Source organism: Bifidobacterium sp. LH_389 (genome assembly GCF_056357235.1).
The window spans coordinates 125,391-146,722 of the sequence record NZ_JBKEVR010000006.1; the positions used below are offsets into that span (position 1 = coordinate 125,391).

Below are 21,332 nucleotides of genomic sequence, written 5' to 3' on the forward strand. Positions count from 1 at the left end.
CGAGAGGTCTCAGAAGTCCCAGTCCTCGTCGTCGGTTTCCTCGGCCTTGCCCATCACGTAGGACGAGCCGGAGCCGGAGAAGAAGTCGTGGTTCTCGTCCGCGTTGGGGGACAGGGCCGCCAGGATCGCCGGGTTCACGTCGCACGCCTCTGCGGGGAACAGCGCCGGGTAGCCCAGGTTCATGAGCGCCTTGTTGCCGTTGTACCGCAGGAACTTCTCCACGTCGTCGGTCAGGCCCACGCGCTCGTACAGCGACTCGGTGTAGTCCACCTCGTTGTCGTACAGCTCGTTGAGCAGGTCGTACGTGTATTCGCGCATCTCCTCGCGCTCCGCCTCGCCCAGACGCTCCAGACCCTTCTGGTACTTGTAGCCGATGTAGTAGCCGTGCACGGCCTCGTCGCGGATGATCAGGCGGATCACGTCCGCCGTGTTGGTGAGCTTGGCGTGCGCGGAGAAGTACATGGGCAGGTAGAAGCCGGAGTAGAACAGGAACGATTCGAGCAGCGTGGACGCCACCTTGCGCTTGTACGGGTTGTCGCCCTCGTAGTAGTCGAGCACGATCTGCGCCTTCTTCTGCAGGAACTCGTTGTTCTCGCTCCAGTCGAACGCCGCGTCGATCTCCTTGGTGGAGCACAGCGTGGAGAAGATGGAGGAGTAGCTCTTGGCATGCACGGACTCCATGAACGCGATGTTCGTGTACACGGCCTCTTCGTGCGGGGTGAGCGCGTCCGGAATGAGGGAGACCGCGCCCACCGTGCCCTGGATGGTGTCCAGCAGGGTGAGGCCGGTGAACACGTGCATGGTGAGCACGTGCTCGTCCTCGCTCATCTTCTGCCAGCTGGGAATGTCGTTGGAGACGGGCACCTTCTCGGGCAGCCAGAAGTTGCCGGTGAGGCGGTCCCACACCTCGAGGTCCTTCTCGTCCTCGAGGCGGTTCCAGTTGATCGCCGAGACGCGGTCGATGAGTTTGAGCGGTTTGCGGGGGATGGAAATCGGGGCCACGGGAATGTTCCTTTCTTCAGTGAGTCGTACGGGGAAACCGACCCGGTGAATGTTCGGCGGCGCGTGCGGCCGCAAGGCGCACCGAGATAAGGCGTACGAAGGTACGTCGACCGAGGAGCAACGCAGCGGACGCTCCGCCGCCGAACATTCACAGCATGCAGCTTACGCAGCCGGCCACCTCGGTGCCGGCCAGCGCCTGCTGGCGGATGCGGATGTAGTACAGCGTCTTGATGCCCTTGCGCCACGCGTAGATCTGCGCCTTGTTGAGGTCGCGCGTGGTGACGGTGTCCGGGAAGAACAGCGTCAGGGACAGTCCCTGATCCACGTGCTGCGTGGCCTCGGCGTACGTGTCCACGATGGCCTTCCAGCCGATCTCGTAGGCGTCGCGGTAGTACTCGAGGTTTTCGTTGGTCATGTACGCGGCCGGGTAGTAGACGCGCCCGATCTTGCCTTCCTTGCGGATTTCGATCTTCGAGGCGATCGGGTGGATGGAGCTCGTGGAATGGTTGATGTACGAGATCGATCCGGTGGGCGGCACGGCCTGCAGGTTCTGGTTGTAGATGCCGTCGCGGATGATCTCGGCCTGCAGCGCCTTCCAGTCGTCCACGGTGGGGATGGCCACGCCGAAGCGGGCGAACAGGTCGCGCACGCGGGCGGTGCGGGGTTCGAGCGAACGGCGGCCGTCGGTGTACCTGTCGAAGTAGTTGCCTTCGCCGGCCGGCCTGGCGTAGGCGGACGTGGGGAAGCTGGCGAACGCGCGGGCCTTCTCCACGGCCAGCGCGTGCGAGGCGCGGTAGGCGTGGTAGGCGACGGTCATGAAGTACATGTCGGTGAAGTCGAGCGCCTCGTCGGAGCCGTACTGGATGCCTTCGCGGGCCAGGAAGCCGTGCAGGTTCATCTGGCCCAGACCGATCGCATGGCCTTCGTCGTTGCCGCGGCGGATGGACGGCACCGCGTCGATGTGCGTGTGCTCGGCCACGGCGGTCAGCGCGCGGATGGCGGTCTCGACGGTGGAGGCGAGCCCGGCGTCCATGGCCTTGGCGATGTTGAGCGAGCCGAGGTTGCAGGACACGTCGCGGCCCACGTGGCTGTAGGTGAGATCCTCGTTGTAGGTGCTCGCCTCCTGCACCTGCAGGATCTCGGAGCACAGGTTGGACATGGTCACGCGGCCCTCGATGGGGTTGGCGCGGTTGACCGTGTCCTCGAACACGATGTACGGGTAGCCGGATTCGAACTGGATCTGCGCGAGCGTGGTGAAGAATTCGCGCGCGTCGATGTACGTCTTCTTGATGCGCTCGTCCGCCACCATCTCGTCGTAATGCTCGGTCACGGAGATGTCCGCGAACGGCTTGCCGTACACGCGTTCCACGTCGTACGGGCTGAACAGGGCCATGGGGGCCTTGTTCTTGGCCAGTTCGAAGGTCACGTCCGGGATCACCACGCCGAGGGCCAGCGACTTGATGCGGATCTTCTCGTCCGCGTTCTCGCGCTTGGTGTCGAGGAACCGCAGGATGTCCGGGTGATGCGCGTTGAGGTACACCGCGCCGGCCCCCTGGCGCGCGCCCAGCTGGTTGGCGTAGGAGAACGAGTCCTCGAGCAGCTTCATCACCGGGATCACGCCGCTCGACTGGTTTTCGATGTGCTTGATCGGCGCGCCGAGCTCCCTGAGGTTGCTCAGCAGCAGGGCCACGCCGCCGCCGCGCTTGGACAGCTGCAGCGCCGCGTTGATGCCGCGGGAGATGGACTCCATGTTGTCCTCGATGCGCACCAGGAAGCAGCTGACCGGCTCGCCGCGCTGCGCCTTGCCGAGGTTGAGGAACGTGGGCGTGGCCGGCTGGAACTCGCCGGACAGCATGGCGTCTAGGAAGCGCACGGCTTCGTCCTCGTCGCCGGAGGCGAGCTCCAGCGCCACGGCGGCGCAGCGCTGGGGGAAGTCCTCGAGGTAGCGCTTGCCGTCGAACGTCTTGAGCGCGTAGGACGTGTAGAACTTGAAGGCGCCAAGGAACGTGCCGAACTCGAAGCCGCTTGCCTCCGCATGCGCGTAGAAGCGGTCCAGGAACTCGGCAGTGTACTGCGCGAACACGGCGGGGTCGTAATACTTGCCGTCGATGAGGTGCCTGAGGCGGTCGGCCGTGGAGTCGAAGCGCACGGTGTTGGCGGCCACGTGGCCGGTCACGTATTCGCGCTCGGCGGCCTTGTCCTTGTCGAACTGGATGCGGCCGTCCGCGTCGTACAGGTTGAGCATGGCGTTGAGCGCGTGGTAGTCGTGCGCCGGGTCGTACTGTTCGGCCGCGGTGTCGGCGGTGTTGTCGAGCGGCAGTGCGGTCGCGTCGAAGTCGGACATGCGATGGTTCCCTTTCCCTAGGAGGTTCTCGATGAGGAGGTTCTCGATGGTCGGAAGCGTTCGATGGTTGGATTGCGGTCTACCGGGCGCGTGCATCGTCCCGGAAGAAGCGGACCACGCCCTCGCGCACCTTGCGCGTGTCCTCCGGGGTGCCCATGAGCTCGAAGCGGTAGAGGTACGGCACATGGCACTTGGCGGCGATGATGTCCCCGGCCGCGCCGAACGCCTCGCCGAAGTTCGTGTTGCCGGAGGCGATCACCCCGCGGATCCAGGCGCGATTGTCCGGATCGTTGAGGAACCGCTTGACCTGCACCGGCACGGCCTTCTTCACCACGCCGCCGCCGTAGGTGGGCACCATGAGAATGAACGGCCGGCGCACCTCGAGCGGCGGGTCCGTGGGTCTGAGCGGAATGCGGCGCACGTCTATGCCTTCGTCCTCCAGACGGCAGCTCGCCACGAACCGCGCGGTGTTTTCCGAAACGGAGGAGAAGTAGACCAACGTGCCGAGCGGTTCCGCCGTCTCGGGCGTTTCGGGCGCGCCCGCCGCCGTGGATGCCTCGCTCACGCGGCGACGGGCGCCGTCTGCTTGGCCAGCGCGCGGATGAGGTCGGGGCGGTAGCCGGTCCAGGAGGCGTCCGGCGTGATCACCACAGGTGCCTGACGGAAGCCGGCCGCCTGCAGCTGGGCGAGGGTCTCCGGGTTGCTCTCGAGATCCACGGTCTCGAACTCGAGCCCGAGCTTGGTGAGCTGGCGCTTGGTGGCATCGCACTGCGGGCAGTGATGCTTGGTGAACACGGTGATGGTCATAACGCTCCCTTCGCTGAAGTCTGGATATAGATTACATGCGTGTGATTTGCCGTCAAGAACACTAACTGTCGTGTCGCATGGCTTTGGGTGGCACTAGATGTAGTGATTCCTTGAACTCATGCGGTTTGCGGGGCGTGGCAGGGCCAAAATGTGGCGCTGGTCACACTGCGGGTCGTCGGCGCGTCGGTCTCCCGCGGAACAATGGAGGGGTATTCGCATGTGAAGGAGATCCGAACCATGACCCTCTACCGCAACATCGGACCGTTCGCCACCACCGCCGTGGGGCTGGGCGAGATGGGACTGACCATCGAAGGCTACCCGAGTCACGCGCAGGCGCTCGAAACCATCCATGTCGGGCTCGACGCCGGCTGCCGCATGATCGACACCGCCTGGGCCTACTATGCGCCCGGCGAGGAGGAGCAGACCGGGGAGAAGCTCGTGCGCGAGGCGCTCGACGGCTGGCGCGGCCCGAAGGACGAGGTGCTCGTGGCCACCAAGATCGGTCTGCGCCGCGACTTCGACGCGGACGGCAAGCCCATCTGGCCGCGCGACGGCAAGCCCGAACACCTCATCGCCTACGGCAAGCAGTCCGCGCAGGCGCTCGGCGTGGACGCCATCGACCTGCTGTACATGCACCGCCACGACCCCGAGGTGCCCTACGGCGAGTCCATCGAGGCGATCCGCGAACTGCTCGACCAAGGCGTGGCGCGCTATGCCGGCGTGTCCAACGTGACCGTCGAGCAGCTCGACGTGGCGCGCGGCATCCTCGGCGATCGGCTGATCGCCGTGCAGAACCAGTTCTCCCCGGTCCACCTCGACACGCGCGACGTGCTGGACTACTGCGCGCGTCTCGGTCTCGCGTTCGTGTGCTGGAGCCCGCTCGGCGGCTTCCGCCATCCGTACGACGACCGTCTGTTCGACCCGTTCCGCGAGGTGGCCGCAGCCCACGGCGTGAGCTACCAGCAGGTCACGCTCGCATGGGAGCTCGCGCAGGGCGACCACATGTTCGTGATCCCCGGGTGCCACCGCCCCGCCACGTTCCTCGATTCGTTCAGGGCCGGCGATCTTGCGCTCACCGGCGAGGAGCTCGCCCGGCTCGGCTGAACCGCCAGGCGTGCACGCTCATCCCAGCGCGCGCACCACGCCCGCCAGACGCTCGGCGGCGGCCTCGAACTCCCCGGGCGTGGTGTACGCGTAGCTCAGGCGCAGCGAGTTGTCCGCCTCGAAATCGTAGATGTCCCCCGGGTTGAGCAGCACGCCGGCCTCGGCGGCCTTGACGAACAGGCGACCCATCGGCATGGGCCTGTCGAACGTGAGCCACACGTAGAAGCCGCCGCCGGGCACGTTCCAGTGCGCACTCTGGCCGAACAGCCGCCCGAGCGTGTCCAACGCGGCGTCCCGGCGGCGCCGCAGCTCGCCGCGCAGTCCGTCGAGGAAGTGGTCGTACATCCCGCTGGTCAGGAACCGTGCGAACACCCACTGCGAAAGCCGACTCGCCCCGTAGTCCATCTGCATCTTTACGTCCGACAGCCGGTGCACGATCGGCTTCGGCGCCACGATCCATCCGATGCGCAGTCCCGGCGCCAGCGCCTTGGACGCACTGCCCAGATAGATGACCATGCCGGTCTCGTCCATCGACTTCAGCGGCGCGGGGGAGGCTGCGGCGTCGAAGACGAGATCCTGGTAGGCGCCGTCCTCGATGATCGGCAGCCGCTGCTCCACGCAGCAGGCGAGCAGCTCCCCGCGCCGGGCCGCATCCATGGTGACGCCGGTGGGATTGTGGTTCGTCGGGATCGTGTACAGCACGGATTCGCCGCCGCGCCGGTGCCCCGCTCGCCCCGCGATCGCCTTGCGCAGGGCGTCCACGTCAATGCCGTTCCCGTCCATGCGTATGCCCTCGAGGCGCATGCCGGCCGACTGGAACACCTGCAGCGACTTGATGTAGCTCGGCGCCTCGCAGAACACGGTCGAACCGGCGCTCAGCAGGCTCACCGAAATGATCTGCAGCGCCTGCAGCGCGCCCGACGTCACGAGCACTTGCCCGGGGTCCGTCTCGACGCCCAGTGTGCGCATGTGGGCTGCGATCGCCTCGCGCAGCTCCGGAATGCCTTCGGGCTCGGGGTAGCCCATCGACTCGATCTCCTCCGCGGCTTGCGTGAGCACCGTACGCCACATGTCGCGCGGGAACAGCCGCGGGTCCAGCTCGCCCGTGCCCAGACGTGCCTTCGACGGGTCGAACTCCAGACGGTTGATGGCTTGGATCGTCTCGTTGTTCGCCTTGAAGAATCCGGACGACACGTAGTCCGCCCAGTCGGGCGAGCCGGGCAGCATCAGCGACCATGTGTTGCTCACGATGCGCGTGCCGGCGCCGTGCAGTCCCTCGACGATGCCGTAGTCGGCCAGCTCGGTGATCGCCGCGATAATTGTGGAGCGGTTCACGCCGAATGCCTCGGCCAGCGCCCGCTGTGACGGCAGACGGGAGCCGATGGGCCAGACGCCGCCGGAAACCTGCCGGCACATGTACTGCACGATCTGTTCGGGGATGGGCGTTGCCGAGCCGCGGTCCGGCTTCCAATCGATGGTGATCGGCGTGGGGCGTGCCATAGGCGTGCTTTCCTTCCCTGATTGACTCCCTGTGTGCGAGATGCCGGTTTGGTTGACCGGTACCGCGCGTTTTTGGCTGGTTGCTGATTGTCAGTGTACTCCTAGACTGGTGAGGCAAGTACGGAAAGAATGCAGTTATAGCAACGAATGAAGCTAAGTGTGGCCATTGGTTTGGCTTGTTTTGGTTGGTCTGTGCAAGCCAACCAAAGTCGTCTTGGCTGATTGGGAAGCGTATGGAGGAAACGTCATGGGATTCTATCTGCAAGGGCTCACGGTCGGGCTGGCGTATATCGCGCCGATCGGCATGCAGAATCTGTTCGTCATCAATTCGGCCATGACCAAGACGCGTCGACGCGCGCTGACGACCGCGTTCTTTGTCATCGTGTTCGACGTGGCGCTGTCGCTGTCCTGCTTCTTCGGCATCGGAACGCTCATGCAGCGCTATGAGTGGCTGCAGCTGGCCGTGCTCGCGCTCGGCGGTCTGGTGGTGATCCGCATCGGCGCCGGTCTGCTGCGCGCCAAGCCGGAAGGAGCTGGCAGCGGCGTCGCTCGCGCGGGGCATGGCACGAGCAATGCGGACGATCTGGGCAAGACCATCTCAACGGCCTGCGTGGTCACTTGGTGCAATCCGCAGGCGATCATCGACGGCACACTGATGCTCGGCGCATTCAGCGCCACCCTCACCGCCGCCCAGTCCACGCCGTTCATCGTGGGCGTGGAGACCGCGTCCGTCTGCTGGTTCATCGGCCTGACGCTCATCATCTCCGCCTTCCGCGACCGGTTCAGCGCCAAAGCGCTGAACGTGCTGAACAAGGTGTGCGGCGTGGTGATCATCGCCTACGGCGTCAAGCTGCTGGTCGAATTCGCCATGGCGGTGCTGTAGCGGCCGGCGTTTGAAGCGGCATTGCGGAACGTTTGGTTCGCCGCCGAGTCTTTGGCCTCCGTGATGCGCGGTCTGCGGTAGGGGGCGCGGCCCCGCCAGCGGCCAGACGCTCGGGCGTAGGGTCCGGGCCGGCTACAGCGCGGTCACGTTGCCATGGCGTCGGGCCATCACCCGACATGATCGCCACAGCAGCGCGGCCGCGACGGCCCACGCCGCGCCGACGGTCAACCCCGCGGCCATAGCGGTGCCGGCGTCCCATCTCGCTCCCGCGGCCAGTGCGCGGGCCGCATCGGTCATCCAGGAGACCGGCAGCACGCGGGTTGCGGCGGCGATCGGCCCGGGGAACACTCCGACCGGGGCCACCGCGCCGCCCAGCAACGGCAGTGCATACCCCACCAGATTGGCCGGCAGCAACTCGTCGGTGCACATCAGGCTCACCGCCGCGGTCGCCAGTCCCAAACCCAGCGACGCGATCAGCGACGCTGGCAGCAGAAGCGCCATGAACGGCCAGGTCCCGACTCCGGGCGTCGTGCCGCCCGCCATGAGCGACGCCGTCAGCGCGCAGCAGGCGCTGGCGGACGACACCACGAGCTGCGCGGTGATCCTGCCGGCCCATAGGGGAATCTGCGAGCCCGCCCCGACCGCCAGATACGGCAGCACGCCCTCGAACCGGTCCTGCGCGAGCAAGGATGCCATGGCGACGCTCGCCTGCACGCAACAGGTGCCGGTCGCGGCCGCAAGAGCCGAAGCCAACGTGTCGGTCGCGCCCGCATCGCCCATTGCGGAACCCGATGCGGCGAACATGAGGTAGAGCAGCGCCGTGAACGCCGGGGAGACCGTCATCTGCACGGCGACCGCCCCGGGGGAGCCGCAGTCGGGCATCGTGCGCAATGCCACACGGAAGGCGGTGCGGAAGGCAGACGGAGCCCGGCCGGTCGTACGATTCGCCATATCGATCGATCCCCTCACGCCAAATCCAAGGTGCCGTCGACGGTGGCCCGTCCGAGCGCATGCCGCAAACCTACGCCCGCGCAACCCAGCAGTGCCGTGCACAACAGTAAACACCACAGTGTAGCGGCCGTCGCCGGACCATCCAATCGGTGGCAGCCGGCCACCCATACCGCGGCCGTCAGCGGATGGATGAACGCGGCCGCACGCGCTGCTGCGGGAAACCGGTCCACGGGCAGCACGATGCCGCTCATCAGCCATACGGGCGTGAGCACCAGCGGCTCGAACGCGATCGCCCGGCGTGACAGCACGAACAGGGCGGACAACGCAGCGGCCGAGGCCACACAGGACAGGGCGGCCAGCGTCAGTCCGACGATCCGCGTCGCATCCGGGACGATGGGCCGTCCGGCGAACAGCGAAGCCGTCGTCCACGCGACCGGCACGCCCGCCACACCGATCAGCGCCGAAGCCGCCACTGGCGGCAAGAACACCGTCCATGCGGGTTTGACGCTCATCGCCTGATACTGCAACACCCCTTGGAACCGCTGGTACCCGATGATGCCTACGGCCGTGGTGGTTGTGGCCCACAGCCCGCTCACCGAGGCGTCGAACCACAGACCCGGGGTAATCTGCCATCTCGCGGCGATCAGTCGAAACATCGAGAATGTGAACGGCGTGAGCAGCGCGGTTTGCAGGAAGAACGGTGTGGCCCACAACGCGCGCATGTGGAACCAGATGCCGGCGAGAAGATCGAGCGCGTCGTCTCGGGCGGTCATCGCGCGGCCTCCCCGTCGTCGTGGACCCGGTCGCGTTCCTGGCCGCGTTCCCGGTCCAGCAGCGCGAGATAGACGTCCTCCAGTGACCCTGGTGTCGGGGTCCGCCCGTCCGGGGTCTCCCTGTCGCATACCGCCTGCCCGGCCGTCATCGTGCGGGTCAGCTCCTCCTTCGTCCCGGACGCCACGATCCGGCCGTCCACGATCATGTCGATCCGATCGGCCAGCGCCTCGGCCTCGGCCATGGCGTGCGTGGTGAGCAGGATCGCTGCGCCCTCGTCCCTGAGCGACTCCACCAGCGCGCGCACGTCCCGCGCATGCTCCGGATCCAGCCCGTTCGTCGGTTCGTCGAGCAGCAGCAGGGGCGCGTGGTTCAGCATGGCGCGGGCAATGTGCAGACGCTGCGTCATGCCGCGCGAAAACGTCTCCACACGCTCGTCCGCCCGGTCGGCAAGACCCACGCTCCCCAGCGTCTCGGCGATCCGCGTCTCGCGTAGCCGACGCGGTACGCCGGCCACGGAAGCGAAGTAGCGCAGGTTGTCGATCGCGCTGACCCGCGAATAGAATCCCCGATCGCCTCCCAGCAGCAGCGACAGATGGCGCCGCGCCTCGCGGGGTCTGGCCACCGCGTCCACGCCTCGGATGCGGATCGTGCCCGCGTCCGGCCTGAGCAGCGTGGCGATCATCTTCATCGTGGTGGTCTTGCCTGCACCGTTCGGGCCAAGCAGGCCGACGATCTGCCCTGGGGCGATGTCCAGCGTCACGTCGCGCACGGCCCATCGCCGGCCGTCACCGTGTCCGCGCGGGCAGAAGGAACGGGCGACGTGTTCAAGCCGCAGTACGGGGTCGCCGTCAATATGGCCGGTATGAATATGAATGAATTCGGTGGAATGCACCGCAGATGCCTTTCATGTCAAGGCGGCGGGCTGCGCATGCCATGCGCGGACGCTCCACGCCGCCGATTGAAAGGACCGTGAACCGCAGTCGGGCACGCTTACGCCGACCCGGTGCGCGTTTCGCGCATACCGGCGACTGCGAGTGACTGTGCCGTGAAATTCTTGGAAATCCGCCCGAACGGCGGTTACCGATCCTCGCCTTCCTGAGTTGAGATGCTGTTGACTGCGGTCATTGTTACGCCTCCGATAGAGCGGTTGTGATGCGGCCAGCATAGCACGCGTCCCGGTGCCCGGGCCCCTCATGCCCGTCAGACCCTGCGCAGCCCCGCTGTACCCCTGCTACTACACTAGTTGGGATGATGAGGGAGCATATGACGATCACAACCAGACGAAGGCCCGAGGTGCTTGCGCCCGCCGGCAACCTCAGGGGACTCAAGACCGCCGTGGACTACGGCGCCGATGCCGTGTACTGCGGCGGCAAGGCGTTCGGCATGCGCTCCGCCCCGCGCAACCTGAGCCTCGAGGACTTCGAGGAGGGCTCCCGCTACGCCCATGCGCGCGGCGCCCGCGTATACGTGACGCTCAACGTACTGCCGCGCAACAACGAGGTGGAGGCGATCCGCGAGTACATCGGCCAGCTGAAGGACACGGGCGTGGATGCGCTCATCGTCACGGACATCGGCGTGATGATGACCGCCCATGCCGTGGCTCCGGAACTGGAACTGCACGTCTCCACGCAGGCCGGCGTGACCAACTACGGCGCCGCTAACGCCCTGTACGAGCTCGGCGCCCGTCGCGTGGTGCTGGCCCGGGAGATGGACCTTCAGGCCGTGCGCGACATCCGCGCCCGCATCCCGGAGGACATGGACGTCGAATGCTTCGTCCACGGCGCCATGTGCATGGCGTTCTCCGGCCGCTGCCTGTTCTCCAACTACCTGACCGGCCGCGACGGCAATCACGGCGAATGCGCGCAGCCATGCCGCTGGAAGTACTCGATCGTGGAGGAGAAACGCCCCGGCGAATACTTCCCGATCGAACAGACCGAGGAGGGCGCCTACCTGTTCAACTCGCAGGACATGTGCATGATGCCCCACATCGACGATCTCATCGATTCGGGCGCCACGAGCCTCAAGATCGAGGGGCGTTCCAAGAGTGCCTACTACATCGCCGCCATGACCAACGCCTACAAGACCGCGGTGAACGAGTACATGGTGCAGCGCGGATTCGAGGACCGCGACGGCAGTGTGCTCAAGCCGTTCCACGACCGGGTGATCCGCCCGTCCGACCCGGATTTCGAGGCGTTTGCGAAGGTTGCCGAACGCGATCCCGATGCCGACGCCGTCATGGCCCACGCGGACGGGGCGTTCGCCGGCGTGCCGGGCGAGACTCCGGGCGCCGCGGCCGCGGAGCCGGACGACCTGAGCTACCACGCCCGCTCCACCCGCCGCAAGTCCAACACGGCTGCGGAAATCCTGCCCGAAGGCTGGCATCACGCCCCCGTGCGCCCGGCCCCGCCCGTGACGCTGCCCGACTGGCTGCTCGACGAGCCGGACAAGGTGGCCCACCGCGACTATTCGACCGGCTTCTACTACCCGGAGCGCAAGGTCACGCAGAATACCAACCGTTCCGCCTATTTCCGAGCCTGGCTCGTGGTGGGCGAGGTGCTCGGTTGGAGCGCGGAGGACGGCGGCCGCGTCACCATCATGAGCCGTAACAAGATCGAACCCGGCCAGCACGTGGAGTTCCTGCTGCCCGGCCGAGCCCCGCTCGCCTATGAGATTCCGGCGGACGGTCTGCGAGACGCGGACGGCAACTGGGTGCCGGCCATCAACAATCCCGCGCACGTGTTCTCGTTCCCCTGCCCGCACCGGGTGCCGGTGAACGCGGCGATCCGTTCGCGCACCAAGCGTCCCACGCTCAAGGCCGAATAGCCCGAACAGACAAGACAAGGAACCATCCATGACCGACTTTGGCAGCGAAATCCTCAACAGCAACGAGATCAACCCCACGGACGCCGAGGGGCGCCCCATCCCGGTGACCATTCCCATCGCGCTCGCCCCCGGCGTGACCGTCGTGTACACGACCCGTCTGGGCGGGGCCAGCACGGGCGACTTCGCGCATCTCAACCTCGGCGGCAAGATGGGCGACGACCCGGCTGCCGTGGCCGCCAACCGCGAGGCGCTCGCCCGTGCGATCGGCGCGCCGATCAGCCTCGTGAGTCAGGTGCATTCCGGCGTGGCCGTGGACGTGGACGAGGCCGCGGACCGTTCCGGCACCAGGGACGCGGACGGTGTCGCGACCGGCCCGGTGCTCGAGGCGGACGGTCAGGTGACGTCCCGTCCCGGTCTGGCGCTCGGCATGTTCGCCGCCGACTGCCTGCCCGTGCTCATGGCCGATCCGCAGGCCGGCGTGATCGGCGCCGCGCATTGCGGCAGACGCGGTCTGGAACGCGGTGTGATCGGCGCGACCGTGGAGCTCATGCGACTCAAGGGGGCCGATCCGGCGCGCATCGTCGCTACGCTCGGCCCGGCCATCTGCGGCGACTGCTACGAGGTGGGCGACGAGATAGCCGACGCGTTCGATGCGCGGTTCCCCGGCACGTTCACGCTTTCCCGGTTCGGCAAGCCCGGCATCGACATCAACCGCGCGGCGCTGCTCGAACTCGCGGCGGCCGGCATTCCGCAGGACAACGTCGTCTCCTCCCGGCCGCGCACGGACGCCGCCACGCAGTATCTGGAACAGGACGCCGAACTCGCCGGCCTGTGCGCCGCGGACGACGAAGGACCCGCGTCGCTTCCGGAGCGCATTGGAGCCGTCCGCCACAGCCTGTGCACGCTGGAGAACCCATTGTGGTTCTCGCATCGCCGTGCTGCGCTCGCCGGCAAGGCGCACGAGGGCCGCATGCTCGCACTGATCGTGCGCGCGTGACCGGCTATGGCGCTACGGTGGTGCGTATGACTGATTCTCAATCCCGAACCGTGCCCGTGGTGGCGGTGGTGCTCGCCGCCGGTTTTGGCACCCGTTTCGACCCGGACAACCCCAAGCAGCTGGTTTCGGTGGGCGGCAAGGCGATCGTCGCCTGGTCCATCGAGGCGTTCGAGTCCGATCCGCGCGTCAGCGACATCGTCGTCGTGGTCAATCCGCGCGTGCGTTCGGCCGTCGAGGCGCTGGTGGACGAGGCCGGCTACCCGAAGGTGCGGCTCATCATCGACGGGGGTGCGGAACGCGTGGACAGCACGATGGCCGCGCTCGATGCGCTCGCCGCGAACGGCATCCCCGGGGATGCCAAGGTGCTCATCCACGACGCCGTCCGCCCGTTCGTGCTGCGTTCGTCCATCGACGGGTGCATCGACGCGCTGGACGAATACCACGCGGCGACCGTGGCCGTGGCCTCCACCGACACGGTGCTGCTGACCCGTGACCTCGGGGATCGCAAGGTGGTCGCCTCCGTGCCGGAGAGGCCGGACACGTTCCGCGCCCAGACCCCGCAGGCGTTCCGGTTCGCCACGATCCGCTTCGCCTACGAGAAGGCCTCCGCGGACCCGGATTTCCATCCGACCGACGACACGCGCGTGGTGGTCGACTACCTGCCCGACGAACCGGTGGCCATCGTGGCCGGCAGCGAGACGAATCTCAAGGTCACCACGTTGGCCGACCTGCCGATCGCCGAACGCATCGCGCAGGACGCCGCCAAGACGCGCGCCAAGGAGCGCATGCACGCCGTGCTCGCCGAGGCCGCGGGCCGCATGCGCTCCGGCGATGGGAGCCGTTAGACTGGGAGCCATGGAACGGTTCAATGTGGTGGTGTGCGGGTTCGACCATTACGACGGCGTGAAGGTCAACCCCTCCTACGAGGTGCCCCGCGCGATCGCCGAGCGGGGGCTGGGCGTCCCCGCGGACGCGGATGACCCGTTGGCGGGCGTTCGGGTGACGGTGAACGCGGTGTCCATGCCGGTGAGTTTTACCAAGTCGTGGCCCGTGCTGCACGAGGCGATCGAAGCCACGGCTCCGCAGATCGTGGTGGCCATGGGCCTCAAGCGCGCGGCGCGCGGCATCGCACTGGAGCGTTGCGCCACCAATCGCGTGAGTGACGACCGGCCGGACGTGGACAACATGCTTCCCCGGCAGGACGTGATCAATCCGGACGGGCCGGCCGCGTACTGGACGCGTCTGCCGTTGCGTGCGATCCTCGCCGATTTCACGGCCGACGGCATTCCCTCCACGCTCAGTTCGGATGCCGGCACGTACGTGTGCAACTCGCTGTTCTACCAGCTGCTCGACTGGGCGGCCGCACAGGAGCGCGTGGTGGCCGGGTTCGTGAGCCTGCCGCAGGTCAACGAATCGGGGGACCGGGCCATGCCTGGGCTGCCGCTCGATCAGCAGGTCAGGGCCGGTCAGGAGGTCATCCGCGAGGCCGTGCGCTACTGGCTCCAGCCGTCGAGCGCGGAGATTCTCATCGCCTGAATCTGCCCGCTCGCCCGGCGTGCCCATGGCGACGCGCCGCGCGTCGAACAACTTGTGTCCAAGCCGCGAAATCTGTGTGTGCCGACGGGGTTTTGCACGGAGCGATGCGCTACAGTATCCCTAGCCAATTGGGGTTATCAGGGCAAGGAGTTACAGCGATGGCTGAACAGTTCTCGGTGGTGTTGCGCGGCTACGACAAGGAGCAGGTGGATGCGGCGTTCGCCGAATCCCGCGAGAATCTGGCCCGTCTGCGCGAACAGATCCGTTCCTACGACGATCGCGTGCTGCAGCTGGAGGCCGAGCTGCAGGAGGAACGCCAGCGCAAGGCCCCGCAGTCCAAGGATTCCTTCGCTTCCCTGGGCGCCAACGCCCAGCAGCTGCTTGCCTCCGCGGAGCAGACCAGCACCGAGCTGCTCAACCGCGCCAAGCAGGACGCCGCCACCACGCTGGAAAGCGCAAACAAGCAGGCGGAGACCACCAAGAACAACGCCGGCATCGAGGCCGATCGCATCGTCGCACAGGCGGAGGCCAAGGCGAAGTCCATCATCGACACGGCCAACACCACGGCCCGCACCATCACCACGAACGCCAAGGAGCAGTCCGACCAGCTCAAGAGCCAGACCGCCAAGGCCGTGGCCGACCAGCGTCAGGCCATCGATCTGGAGCTGCAGAATTCCCGTGAGGAGCATGCCAAGCGTCTGGCCGCCGAGAAGGCCTCGCAGGAGCGTGCCATCGCCGAGCTCAAGGCACAGGCCACCAAGCAGATCAGCGATCAGCGCAACGCCGCGGATCAGGAGCTCACCAAGCGTCGCAGCGACGCCAACGACCAGATTCAGCAGGCCATCGCGGAGGCGAACAAGAAGCTCGCCGACGTGCGTGATCAGGCGTCCAAGCTGCTCAACGAGGCGAACCGCAAGGCCGGCGAGATCACCGAGACGGCCCGTTCCAAGGCTCGTCAGATCACCGACGAGGCGGCCATCAAGCGCGACGACATGATGAGCCAGCTCAAGGCCGAGGTCGAACAGATCCGCAAGGACATCTCCGCCCAGCAGGACGAGGCCACTGCGAAGGTCAACGAGCTGCTCGCCGCGCTCGAGGAGCGTCGCAAGGAGGCGCAGAAGGAGTCTGACGAGCTGCTGTCCCAGGCCAAGGCCACGCGCGAGGCCGCCGACGAGTATGCCGCCGTCAAGCGCGAGGAAAGCGAACAGCAGGCTGCTGCCATCGTGCGCAAGGCCGGTGAGGACGCGGACGCGCAGATCGAACAGCGCCGTCAGGCGGCCAAGGAGGAGATCGACGGACTCCAGCAGCAGATCGCCCAGCTGCAGCAGCGCGAGTCGGCCATCACCGCCCGCGTCTCCGAACTCAAGTCCATCTTTGCCAAGTCGTTCGGTTCCCTCGCCGGTTTCGGCAATCTCGACAAGGCTGACGGTACGGACGAGGCCCAGCCGAAGGCCGGGGCGCCCAGCGTGCCGGTGAACGCTCCGGTGCCGGATGCCGCTCCGGATGCGGCCGAGAACGAGACCGACGAACCCGAGACGGAACCGACGGACGCCGGCGAACAGGATACGGCCGCTGTCGCGGAAGACGCCGCGGAAGGTGAGGAATCCAAGTCCGACGCGCAGTGACGGCAAGGCACTGACAATCCCCGGAGCAATCCCCGGCCGGCTGCGCATGACGCGCAGACGGCCGGGGATTGCCGTATGCGCAGGAGTATGATCGATAGGCGTTGCCGCCGCGTTCGCATGCACGCGGTGCGCATACGAATGCCACAAGCACTACGAGACACCATCGAGGAGGATTCATGGCCATCGAACCGCTGAGCCAGGAAGCGCTGACCGGTCTGCGTCAGGATTTCGAAAACAAGGAGACCAACCGTCTGGCGATGAACGCCGTCACCGCCGCGGGTATCGAGAAGGTCGCCCGCAACTATGATCGCGCCCGTCTGCTGCAGCGCCGCTTCTCCGTGACCGTCGACAACGGCGAGGTCACCTCCCAGGAGCGCTCCGGCCGCTGCTGGCTGTTCAGCTCGCTGAACGTGGCCCGCTTCGTGGCCAAGAGGAACCTGAACCTCAAGGAGTTCGAGTTCTCCCAGAACTACGCCATGTACTTCGACAAGCTTGAGCGCGTCAACTATTTCCTGCAGGACGTGGCCGCGCTGGTGCGCGCCGGCGAGCCGAACGATTCCCGTCTCATCCAGCATCTGCTGGCGGACGTGATGGGCGACGGTGGCCAGTGGACCATGGCCATGAATGTGTACAAGAAGTACGGCGCCGTGCCGAAGGACCTGTTCCCGGAGACCGTGTCCTCCTCCAACACGGGGGCGATGAACAAGCAGCTGCGCGCCCTGCTGCACACCGCCGTGGCGCACATGTACGCCGATCGGTCCGCCATCGATGCGATCGTCGCCGAGACGCGCGCCGCCGGCCACCGCATCCTCACCATCCATTTGGGCGAGCCTCCGGTCAGCTTCGACTGGGAGTGGACCGACAAGGACGGCGAGTTTCACCGCGACGGCGAGATCACCCCGCAGGAGTTCTGGAAGAAGTACGTGGGCAGCGCCGATCTTGAGGACTACGTGTGCCTGGTGGACGATCCGCGCCGCGAGCACCCGAAGGGCAGGAAGATCGCCATCGAGCATCTGGGCAACGTGGCCGGCGGCGACGCGACCGAGTACCTCAACGTGCCGGTGCAGTTCATGAAGGACTGCGTGCGCGAGATCCTGTCCGAGCAGGGCATTCCGGTGTGGTTCGGCGCAGATTGCCATCCCATGATGGACCGCGAGAACGGTGCCTGGGCCACCGATCTGTTCGAGTACGGCCGCGTGTACGGTGTGGATTTCGATCTGGACAAGGAGGAACGTGTGCGCTTCGGCGAGTCCGCCATGAACCACGCCATGGCCTTCGTGGGCGTGGATGTGGCCGATGACGGCACCACCACCCGTCGCTGGCGCGTGGAGAACTCCTGGGGTGCCAAGATTGCGGACAAGGGCTACTTCACCATGTCCGACGACTGGTTCTCCGAGTACGTGTACGAGGTTGCCGTCCCCAAGGCGATGCTCCCCGCCGAATATCAGGCCGCCCTCGCCGAGCCCGCCATCTCCCTGCCCGCATGGGATCCGATGGGCGCGCTCGCCTGAAAGGCGGGCGCGCCTGAGGCGACAGGCCGTGAAAGGCGAAGCCCGGTGGGCTTCGCCTAGGTCTGGCGGGCGGCTGGCAAGCCGCCCGGTACGCCGAAGGTTGGATTGGGTCTCGCCGGTAGGCGAGTCCGTATTTGCGGGGTCCGGAGGACATTGGCCAATTCGCCGCGCCTTGCCCACTATGCAGTCGCGCTGCATCGCTCCGATCGCGCACCCACTACACTGAACCCGGTCATCGTATACCTGCACGCAGCGGAACAAGAGGAGAGATAGACCATGGCAGACCTTCGCGGCCCGGACAGCTCTGTGGATGAACAGCGTCGTCTCGGGGAGCAGGGCGTGTTTCCGGAGACGGTGGATGTCAACATCCGCCAGCTCGACCCGATTCCGGCTCCGCGTGCCTTCATCAGGGAGTTGCCGCTGAGCCAGAAGCAGATCGATCTGGTGCTGCGCTCCCGTCAGGAGATCCGCGATGTGCTCAACGGCCGTGACGACCGTCTGCTCGTCATCGTCGGTCCCTGCTCCATCCACGATCCGGCCGCCGCGCGCGACTATGCCCGTCGGCTTGCCGAGGTGAGCGCCGAACTGTACGACCGCTTGGTGATCGTGATGCGCGTGTACTTCGAGAAGCCGCGTACCACCATCGGTTGGAAGGGCCTGATCAACGACCCGGATCTGGACGGCACGTTCAACATCCGCAAGGGCATGTGGATGGCCCGCAAGGTGCTGTCCGACGTGCTCAACGAGGGCGTTCCGATTGCCACCGAATGGCTGGACCCCATCACCCCGCAGTACATCTGCGATGCGATCAGCTGGGGTGCCATCGGCGCGCGCAACACCGAGTCGCAGGTGCACCGCGAGCTCGCCAGCGGCCTGTCCATGCCGGTCGGCTTCAAGAACGCCACCGACGGCTCCATCAAGCCTGCCGCCGATTCCTGCTACGCCGCAGGCTTCGAACATCACTTCCTGTCCATCAACCTCGACGGCCGCGTGATTGCCGCGGAGACCAAGGGCAACCCGGACTGTCATCTCGTGCTGCGCGGCTCCTCCCACGGTCCGAACTACGACGCCGCATCCGTGCGCGAGGCGCTGGAGGCCCTGAAGGCGTCCAAGGCCACCGGCCCCAGCGAGTACGGTCTGGTGATCGACGCCGCGCACGGCAACTGCGGCAAGAATGAGGTGCGTGAGGCCGAGGTGGTCGAAGAGATAGCCGAACGGCTGGCACACGGCGAGCAGGGCATCACCGGCATCATGATGGAAAGCTTCATCGAAGCCGGCAACCAGAAGCCCGCGCCGCTCGACCAGCTGGTCTACGGCAAGTCGATCACCGACGCCTGCGTGCCGTGGGACCGCACCGACGAACTCCTGCACACGCTGGCCCGCGCCATCGACCGCCGTCGTGCGCTGTAGCCCGTGGCCCCTATCCTTGGGGAAGATCGTGACTCAAGGAGAAGTGCCATGCAGCAGCAGAACGCCAATGTGCCGTCGGGACCGAAGCCGCTCAATACGCCGGAGGAGCTGCGTGCCATTCGGCAGGCGATGGACGAGGGCAAGAATCCGCTGACCGCCACCGACGTGCCGCGCTGGGAGGATCAGGTGGGCGTCAGTCGCATTGTCAACCGGCGCATTCTGGAGCTCGAGCCGCTGCCTACGCCGGCGCAGGTGCTGGCCGAACTGCCGCTCGACGCCTCCGCGCAGGAGATCGTGGCCTATTCGCGCGACGAGATTCGCGCGTGCCTGTACGGCCAGGACGATCGCCTGCTCGTGATCGTTGGCCCTTGTTCCGTGCATGATCCGGCCGCCGCGCTCGACTACGCGCATCGTCTGGCCAAGGTGATGAAGGAGGTCGAGGGCGAGCTGCTCATCGTGATGCGCGTATACTTCGAGAAGCCGCGCACCACCGTGGGTTGGAAGGGCCTCATCAACGATCCGGACATCGACGGTTCGCACAACATTCGCAAGGGTCTGCTGCTGGCGCGCAAGACGCTGCTCGGCGTGCTCGGCGAGGGACTGGCCGCTGCCACCGAGTTTCTGGAGCCCACCAGTCCGCAGTTCATCGCAGACGCGGTGAGCTGGGGAGCGATCGGCGCGCGCAACACCGAGTCGCAGGTCCACCGTCAGCTGGCCAGCGGCATGTCTATGCCGATCGGCTTCAAGAACGCCACCGACGGGTCCGTGAAGGCGGCGGTCAACGGATGCTACGCCTCCGCCCAGCAGCACACGTTCTTCGGCATCGACCATATGGGACGCGCCTGCGCGGTGGAGACTCTGGGCAATCCGGACTGCCACGTGGTGCTGCGCGGTTCGATTCACGGCCCGAACTACGATGCGGCATCCGTCGCCAAGGCCATGGAGGACGTGCGCGCCATGATGCCCGCCGATTCCGCCGCCGCGCACGGGCTCATCGTGGATTGCTCGCACGGCAACTCCGGCAAGGACGAGCACCGGCAAGCCGAAGTGGTGTGCAACATCGCGGGGCGCATCGCCAGGGGGGAGCGGGGTATCACCGGCGTGATGATGGAGAGCTTCATCGAAGGTGGCAACCAGCCGGCCGCGCCGCTCGACCGGCTGGTGTACGGCAAGTCGATCACGGACAAGTGCATCGGCTGGAACGAGACCGAGCGGTTGCTGCACGTACTTGCGGACGCCGTGAGCACGCGCCGCTGGCTGTGAGGGGATCGCCTCGTTTGCGGGCCGCCGCAATCCGGGCCGGCATCCATGCGACATGGGTGCTGGCCCGCTTCGTTGCGCGTACTGCAGGGTTTGTCCGGCGCTGGCTCCTGACGGCGGTAGTTCCTGACGGTGGTTGGCCGGAGACGCTTCGTATGGCTGGGGACGCTGTGCCCATGTTGTGCCCATGTTGTGCCCATGTTGTGCCCACGCTGTCGCCGGCATCGCAGAACGGTTTTTCCGCCGGCAATGAAGCCAGGCGGGCGTGCTTGGTATGTGGGAAGCGGCGCGGCCGTTCGGTTGTTTGAGTGAATGTGGGGTGAATTGTTGGGTGCTGATTGGGGAATGGTTCGGTAATGACGGGTTTTTCGGGATGCGGCAGGTTCGAGCGGCGCTACACTGATGCTGTAGGGTGTGTTTGGCCCATGTTGCGACACGCCGTAGGACCCTTGTGATTTCAAGGGTTTATGGGTTTAGTCTGTTTGCCGGCTTGCGCTGGTGGCCGTGCTTGTGTATATTTACTTCTTGCTGCCTGACGGCGACGGTGGTTCTTTTGGATTGTTGGAGCTGTCAGTGTGTGGTGGTTTGAGAACTCAAGAGTGTGTTTGTACTGCTTTTTTTGCAAGTCTTTTGATTGCCAGTCCGATGCCCGCCCGTGGGTTGTCCGGTTTCGTCCGGGTTGCTTGTGGGTCCGTTAGTCGCGGTGTGAGGGGTGTCGGGGTTTTTGTGCGTGCTTCTTTTCCTTATTAAGAAGCCGCGTCTTTTTCTTTATTTTTGAGAGTCATCTGTCGATGTCTTTCCATGA

18 protein-coding genes are annotated in these 21,332 nt (G+C 66.2%); 10 read left to right on the forward strand and 8 right to left on the reverse strand.

Features of this window, described 5'->3' with window-relative positions; all coding sequences use genetic code 11:
• Nucleotides 1-9 precede the first annotated feature (9 nt).
• From nrdF to AC1AZA_RS07875, 4 genes are all read right to left on the reverse strand, one after another.
• On the reverse strand, nucleotides 10-1,002 hold the full coding sequence (gene nrdF / locus AC1AZA_RS07860; RefSeq protein WP_476514110.1) for a class 1b ribonucleoside-diphosphate reductase subunit beta: 993 nt from the start codon (nucleotides 1,000-1,002) through the stop codon (nucleotides 10-12).
• 148 nt (nucleotides 1,003-1,150) lie between these two features.
• A complete protein-coding gene (gene nrdE / locus AC1AZA_RS07865) occupies nucleotides 1,151-3,346 on the reverse strand; it encodes a class 1b ribonucleoside-diphosphate reductase subunit alpha (protein ID WP_476514111.1) in 2,196 nt (731 codons plus the stop codon).
• A gap of 79 nt (nucleotides 3,347-3,425) precedes the next feature.
• Nucleotides 3,426-3,911 (reverse strand): class Ib ribonucleoside-diphosphate reductase assembly flavoprotein NrdI, encoded by a 486-nt coding sequence (gene nrdI, locus AC1AZA_RS07870; RefSeq protein WP_476514112.1) that lies wholly within the window; start codon nucleotides 3,909-3,911, stop codon nucleotides 3,426-3,428.
• A complete protein-coding gene (locus AC1AZA_RS07875) occupies nucleotides 3,908-4,153 on the reverse strand; it encodes a glutaredoxin domain-containing protein (RefSeq protein ID WP_476514113.1) in 246 nt (81 codons plus the stop codon). Before AC1AZA_RS07875 ends, nrdI begins: the two co-directional genes overlap by 4 nt.
• A 237-nt stretch (nucleotides 4,154-4,390) precedes the next feature.
• Between AC1AZA_RS07875 and AC1AZA_RS07880 the strand changes: the two genes are divergently transcribed.
• Nucleotides 4,391-5,257, forward strand: a complete 867-nt coding sequence (locus AC1AZA_RS07880; protein WP_476514128.1) for an aldo/keto reductase — start codon at nucleotides 4,391-4,393, stop codon at nucleotides 5,255-5,257.
• A gap of 18 nt (nucleotides 5,258-5,275) precedes the next feature.
• Here AC1AZA_RS07880 and AC1AZA_RS07885 read toward each other — a convergent pair whose 3' ends face one another.
• Nucleotides 5,276-6,757 carry an aminotransferase-like domain-containing protein gene (locus tag AC1AZA_RS07885; RefSeq protein WP_476514114.1) on the reverse strand — a complete coding sequence of 494 codons (1,482 nt, stop codon included), beginning with the start codon at nucleotides 6,755-6,757 and terminating at the stop codon, nucleotides 5,276-5,278.
• Nucleotides 6,758-7,004: 247 nt separating this feature from the next.
• Here AC1AZA_RS07885 and AC1AZA_RS07890 point away from each other — a divergent pair, with 247 nt between their 5' ends.
• Nucleotides 7,005-7,640: a LysE/ArgO family amino acid transporter gene (locus AC1AZA_RS07890; RefSeq protein WP_476514115.1), complete on the forward strand. Its 636-nt coding sequence runs from the start codon at nucleotides 7,005-7,007 to the stop codon at nucleotides 7,638-7,640.
• Nucleotides 7,641-7,772: 132 nt separating this feature from the next.
• Here AC1AZA_RS07890 and AC1AZA_RS07895 read toward each other — a convergent pair whose 3' ends face one another.
• Genes AC1AZA_RS07895 through AC1AZA_RS07905 form a run of 3 tightly spaced genes read right to left on the reverse strand, consistent with a single transcriptional unit; the run spans nucleotide 7,773 to nucleotide 10,257 of the window.
• Nucleotides 7,773-8,591 carry a hypothetical protein gene (locus tag AC1AZA_RS07895; protein ID WP_476514116.1) on the reverse strand — a complete coding sequence of 273 codons (819 nt, stop codon included), beginning with the start codon at nucleotides 8,589-8,591 and terminating at the stop codon, nucleotides 7,773-7,775.
• Between the two features lie 14 nt (nucleotides 8,592-8,605).
• Entirely contained in the window at nucleotides 8,606-9,364 is a 759-nt protein-coding gene (locus tag AC1AZA_RS07900) for an ABC transporter (RefSeq protein WP_476514117.1), read from the reverse strand.
• Nucleotides 9,361-10,257 carry an ABC transporter ATP-binding protein gene (locus AC1AZA_RS07905; RefSeq protein WP_476514118.1) on the reverse strand — a complete coding sequence of 299 codons (897 nt, stop codon included), beginning with the start codon at nucleotides 10,255-10,257 and terminating at the stop codon, nucleotides 9,361-9,363. Before AC1AZA_RS07905 ends, AC1AZA_RS07900 begins: the two co-directional genes overlap by 4 nt.
• A 371-nt stretch (nucleotides 10,258-10,628) precedes the next feature.
• On the opposite strand from AC1AZA_RS07905, the gene AC1AZA_RS07910 reads away from it, so the two are divergent.
• The 8 genes from AC1AZA_RS07910 to AC1AZA_RS07945 all read left to right on the forward strand — a co-directional run bounded on the left by AC1AZA_RS07910 (nucleotide 10,629) and on the right by AC1AZA_RS07945 (nucleotide 20,530).
• Nucleotides 10,629-12,188: a peptidase U32 family protein gene (locus AC1AZA_RS07910; RefSeq protein ID WP_476514119.1), complete on the forward strand. Its 1,560-nt coding sequence runs from the start codon at nucleotides 10,629-10,631 to the stop codon at nucleotides 12,186-12,188.
• Nucleotides 12,189-12,216: 28 nt separating this feature from the next.
• Nucleotides 12,217-13,185 carry a purine nucleoside phosphorylase YfiH/LACC1 family protein gene (locus AC1AZA_RS07915; protein ID WP_476514120.1) on the forward strand — a complete coding sequence of 323 codons (969 nt, stop codon included), beginning with the start codon at nucleotides 12,217-12,219 and terminating at the stop codon, nucleotides 13,183-13,185.
• A gap of 26 nt (nucleotides 13,186-13,211) precedes the next feature.
• Nucleotides 13,212-14,030: an IspD/TarI family cytidylyltransferase gene (locus AC1AZA_RS07920; protein WP_476514121.1), complete on the forward strand. Its 819-nt coding sequence runs from the start codon at nucleotides 13,212-13,214 to the stop codon at nucleotides 14,028-14,030.
• 10 nt (nucleotides 14,031-14,040) lie between these two features.
• Nucleotides 14,041-14,721, forward strand: coding sequence for a pyroglutamyl-peptidase I (locus tag AC1AZA_RS07925; RefSeq protein ID WP_476514122.1), 681 nt, complete (start codon nucleotides 14,041-14,043; stop codon nucleotides 14,719-14,721).
• Nucleotides 14,722-14,879: 158 nt separating this feature from the next.
• Complete coding sequence (locus AC1AZA_RS07930; RefSeq protein WP_476514123.1) at nucleotides 14,880-16,346, forward strand: coiled-coil domain-containing protein; 1,467 nt, start codon at nucleotides 14,880-14,882, stop codon at nucleotides 16,344-16,346.
• Nucleotides 16,347-16,522: 176 nt separating this feature from the next.
• A complete protein-coding gene (locus AC1AZA_RS07935; protein ID WP_476514124.1) occupies nucleotides 16,523-17,857 on the forward strand; it encodes a C1 family peptidase in 1,335 nt (444 codons plus the stop codon).
• Between the two features lie 276 nt (nucleotides 17,858-18,133).
• Nucleotides 18,134-19,267 (forward strand): 3-deoxy-7-phosphoheptulonate synthase, encoded by a 1,134-nt coding sequence (locus AC1AZA_RS07940; protein WP_476514125.1) that lies wholly within the window; start codon nucleotides 18,134-18,136, stop codon nucleotides 19,265-19,267.
• Nucleotides 19,268-19,315: 48 nt separating this feature from the next.
• Nucleotides 19,316-20,530: a 3-deoxy-7-phosphoheptulonate synthase gene (locus AC1AZA_RS07945; protein WP_476514126.1), complete on the forward strand. Its 1,215-nt coding sequence runs from the start codon at nucleotides 19,316-19,318 to the stop codon at nucleotides 20,528-20,530.
• Nucleotides 20,531-21,332: the final 802 nt, after the last annotated feature.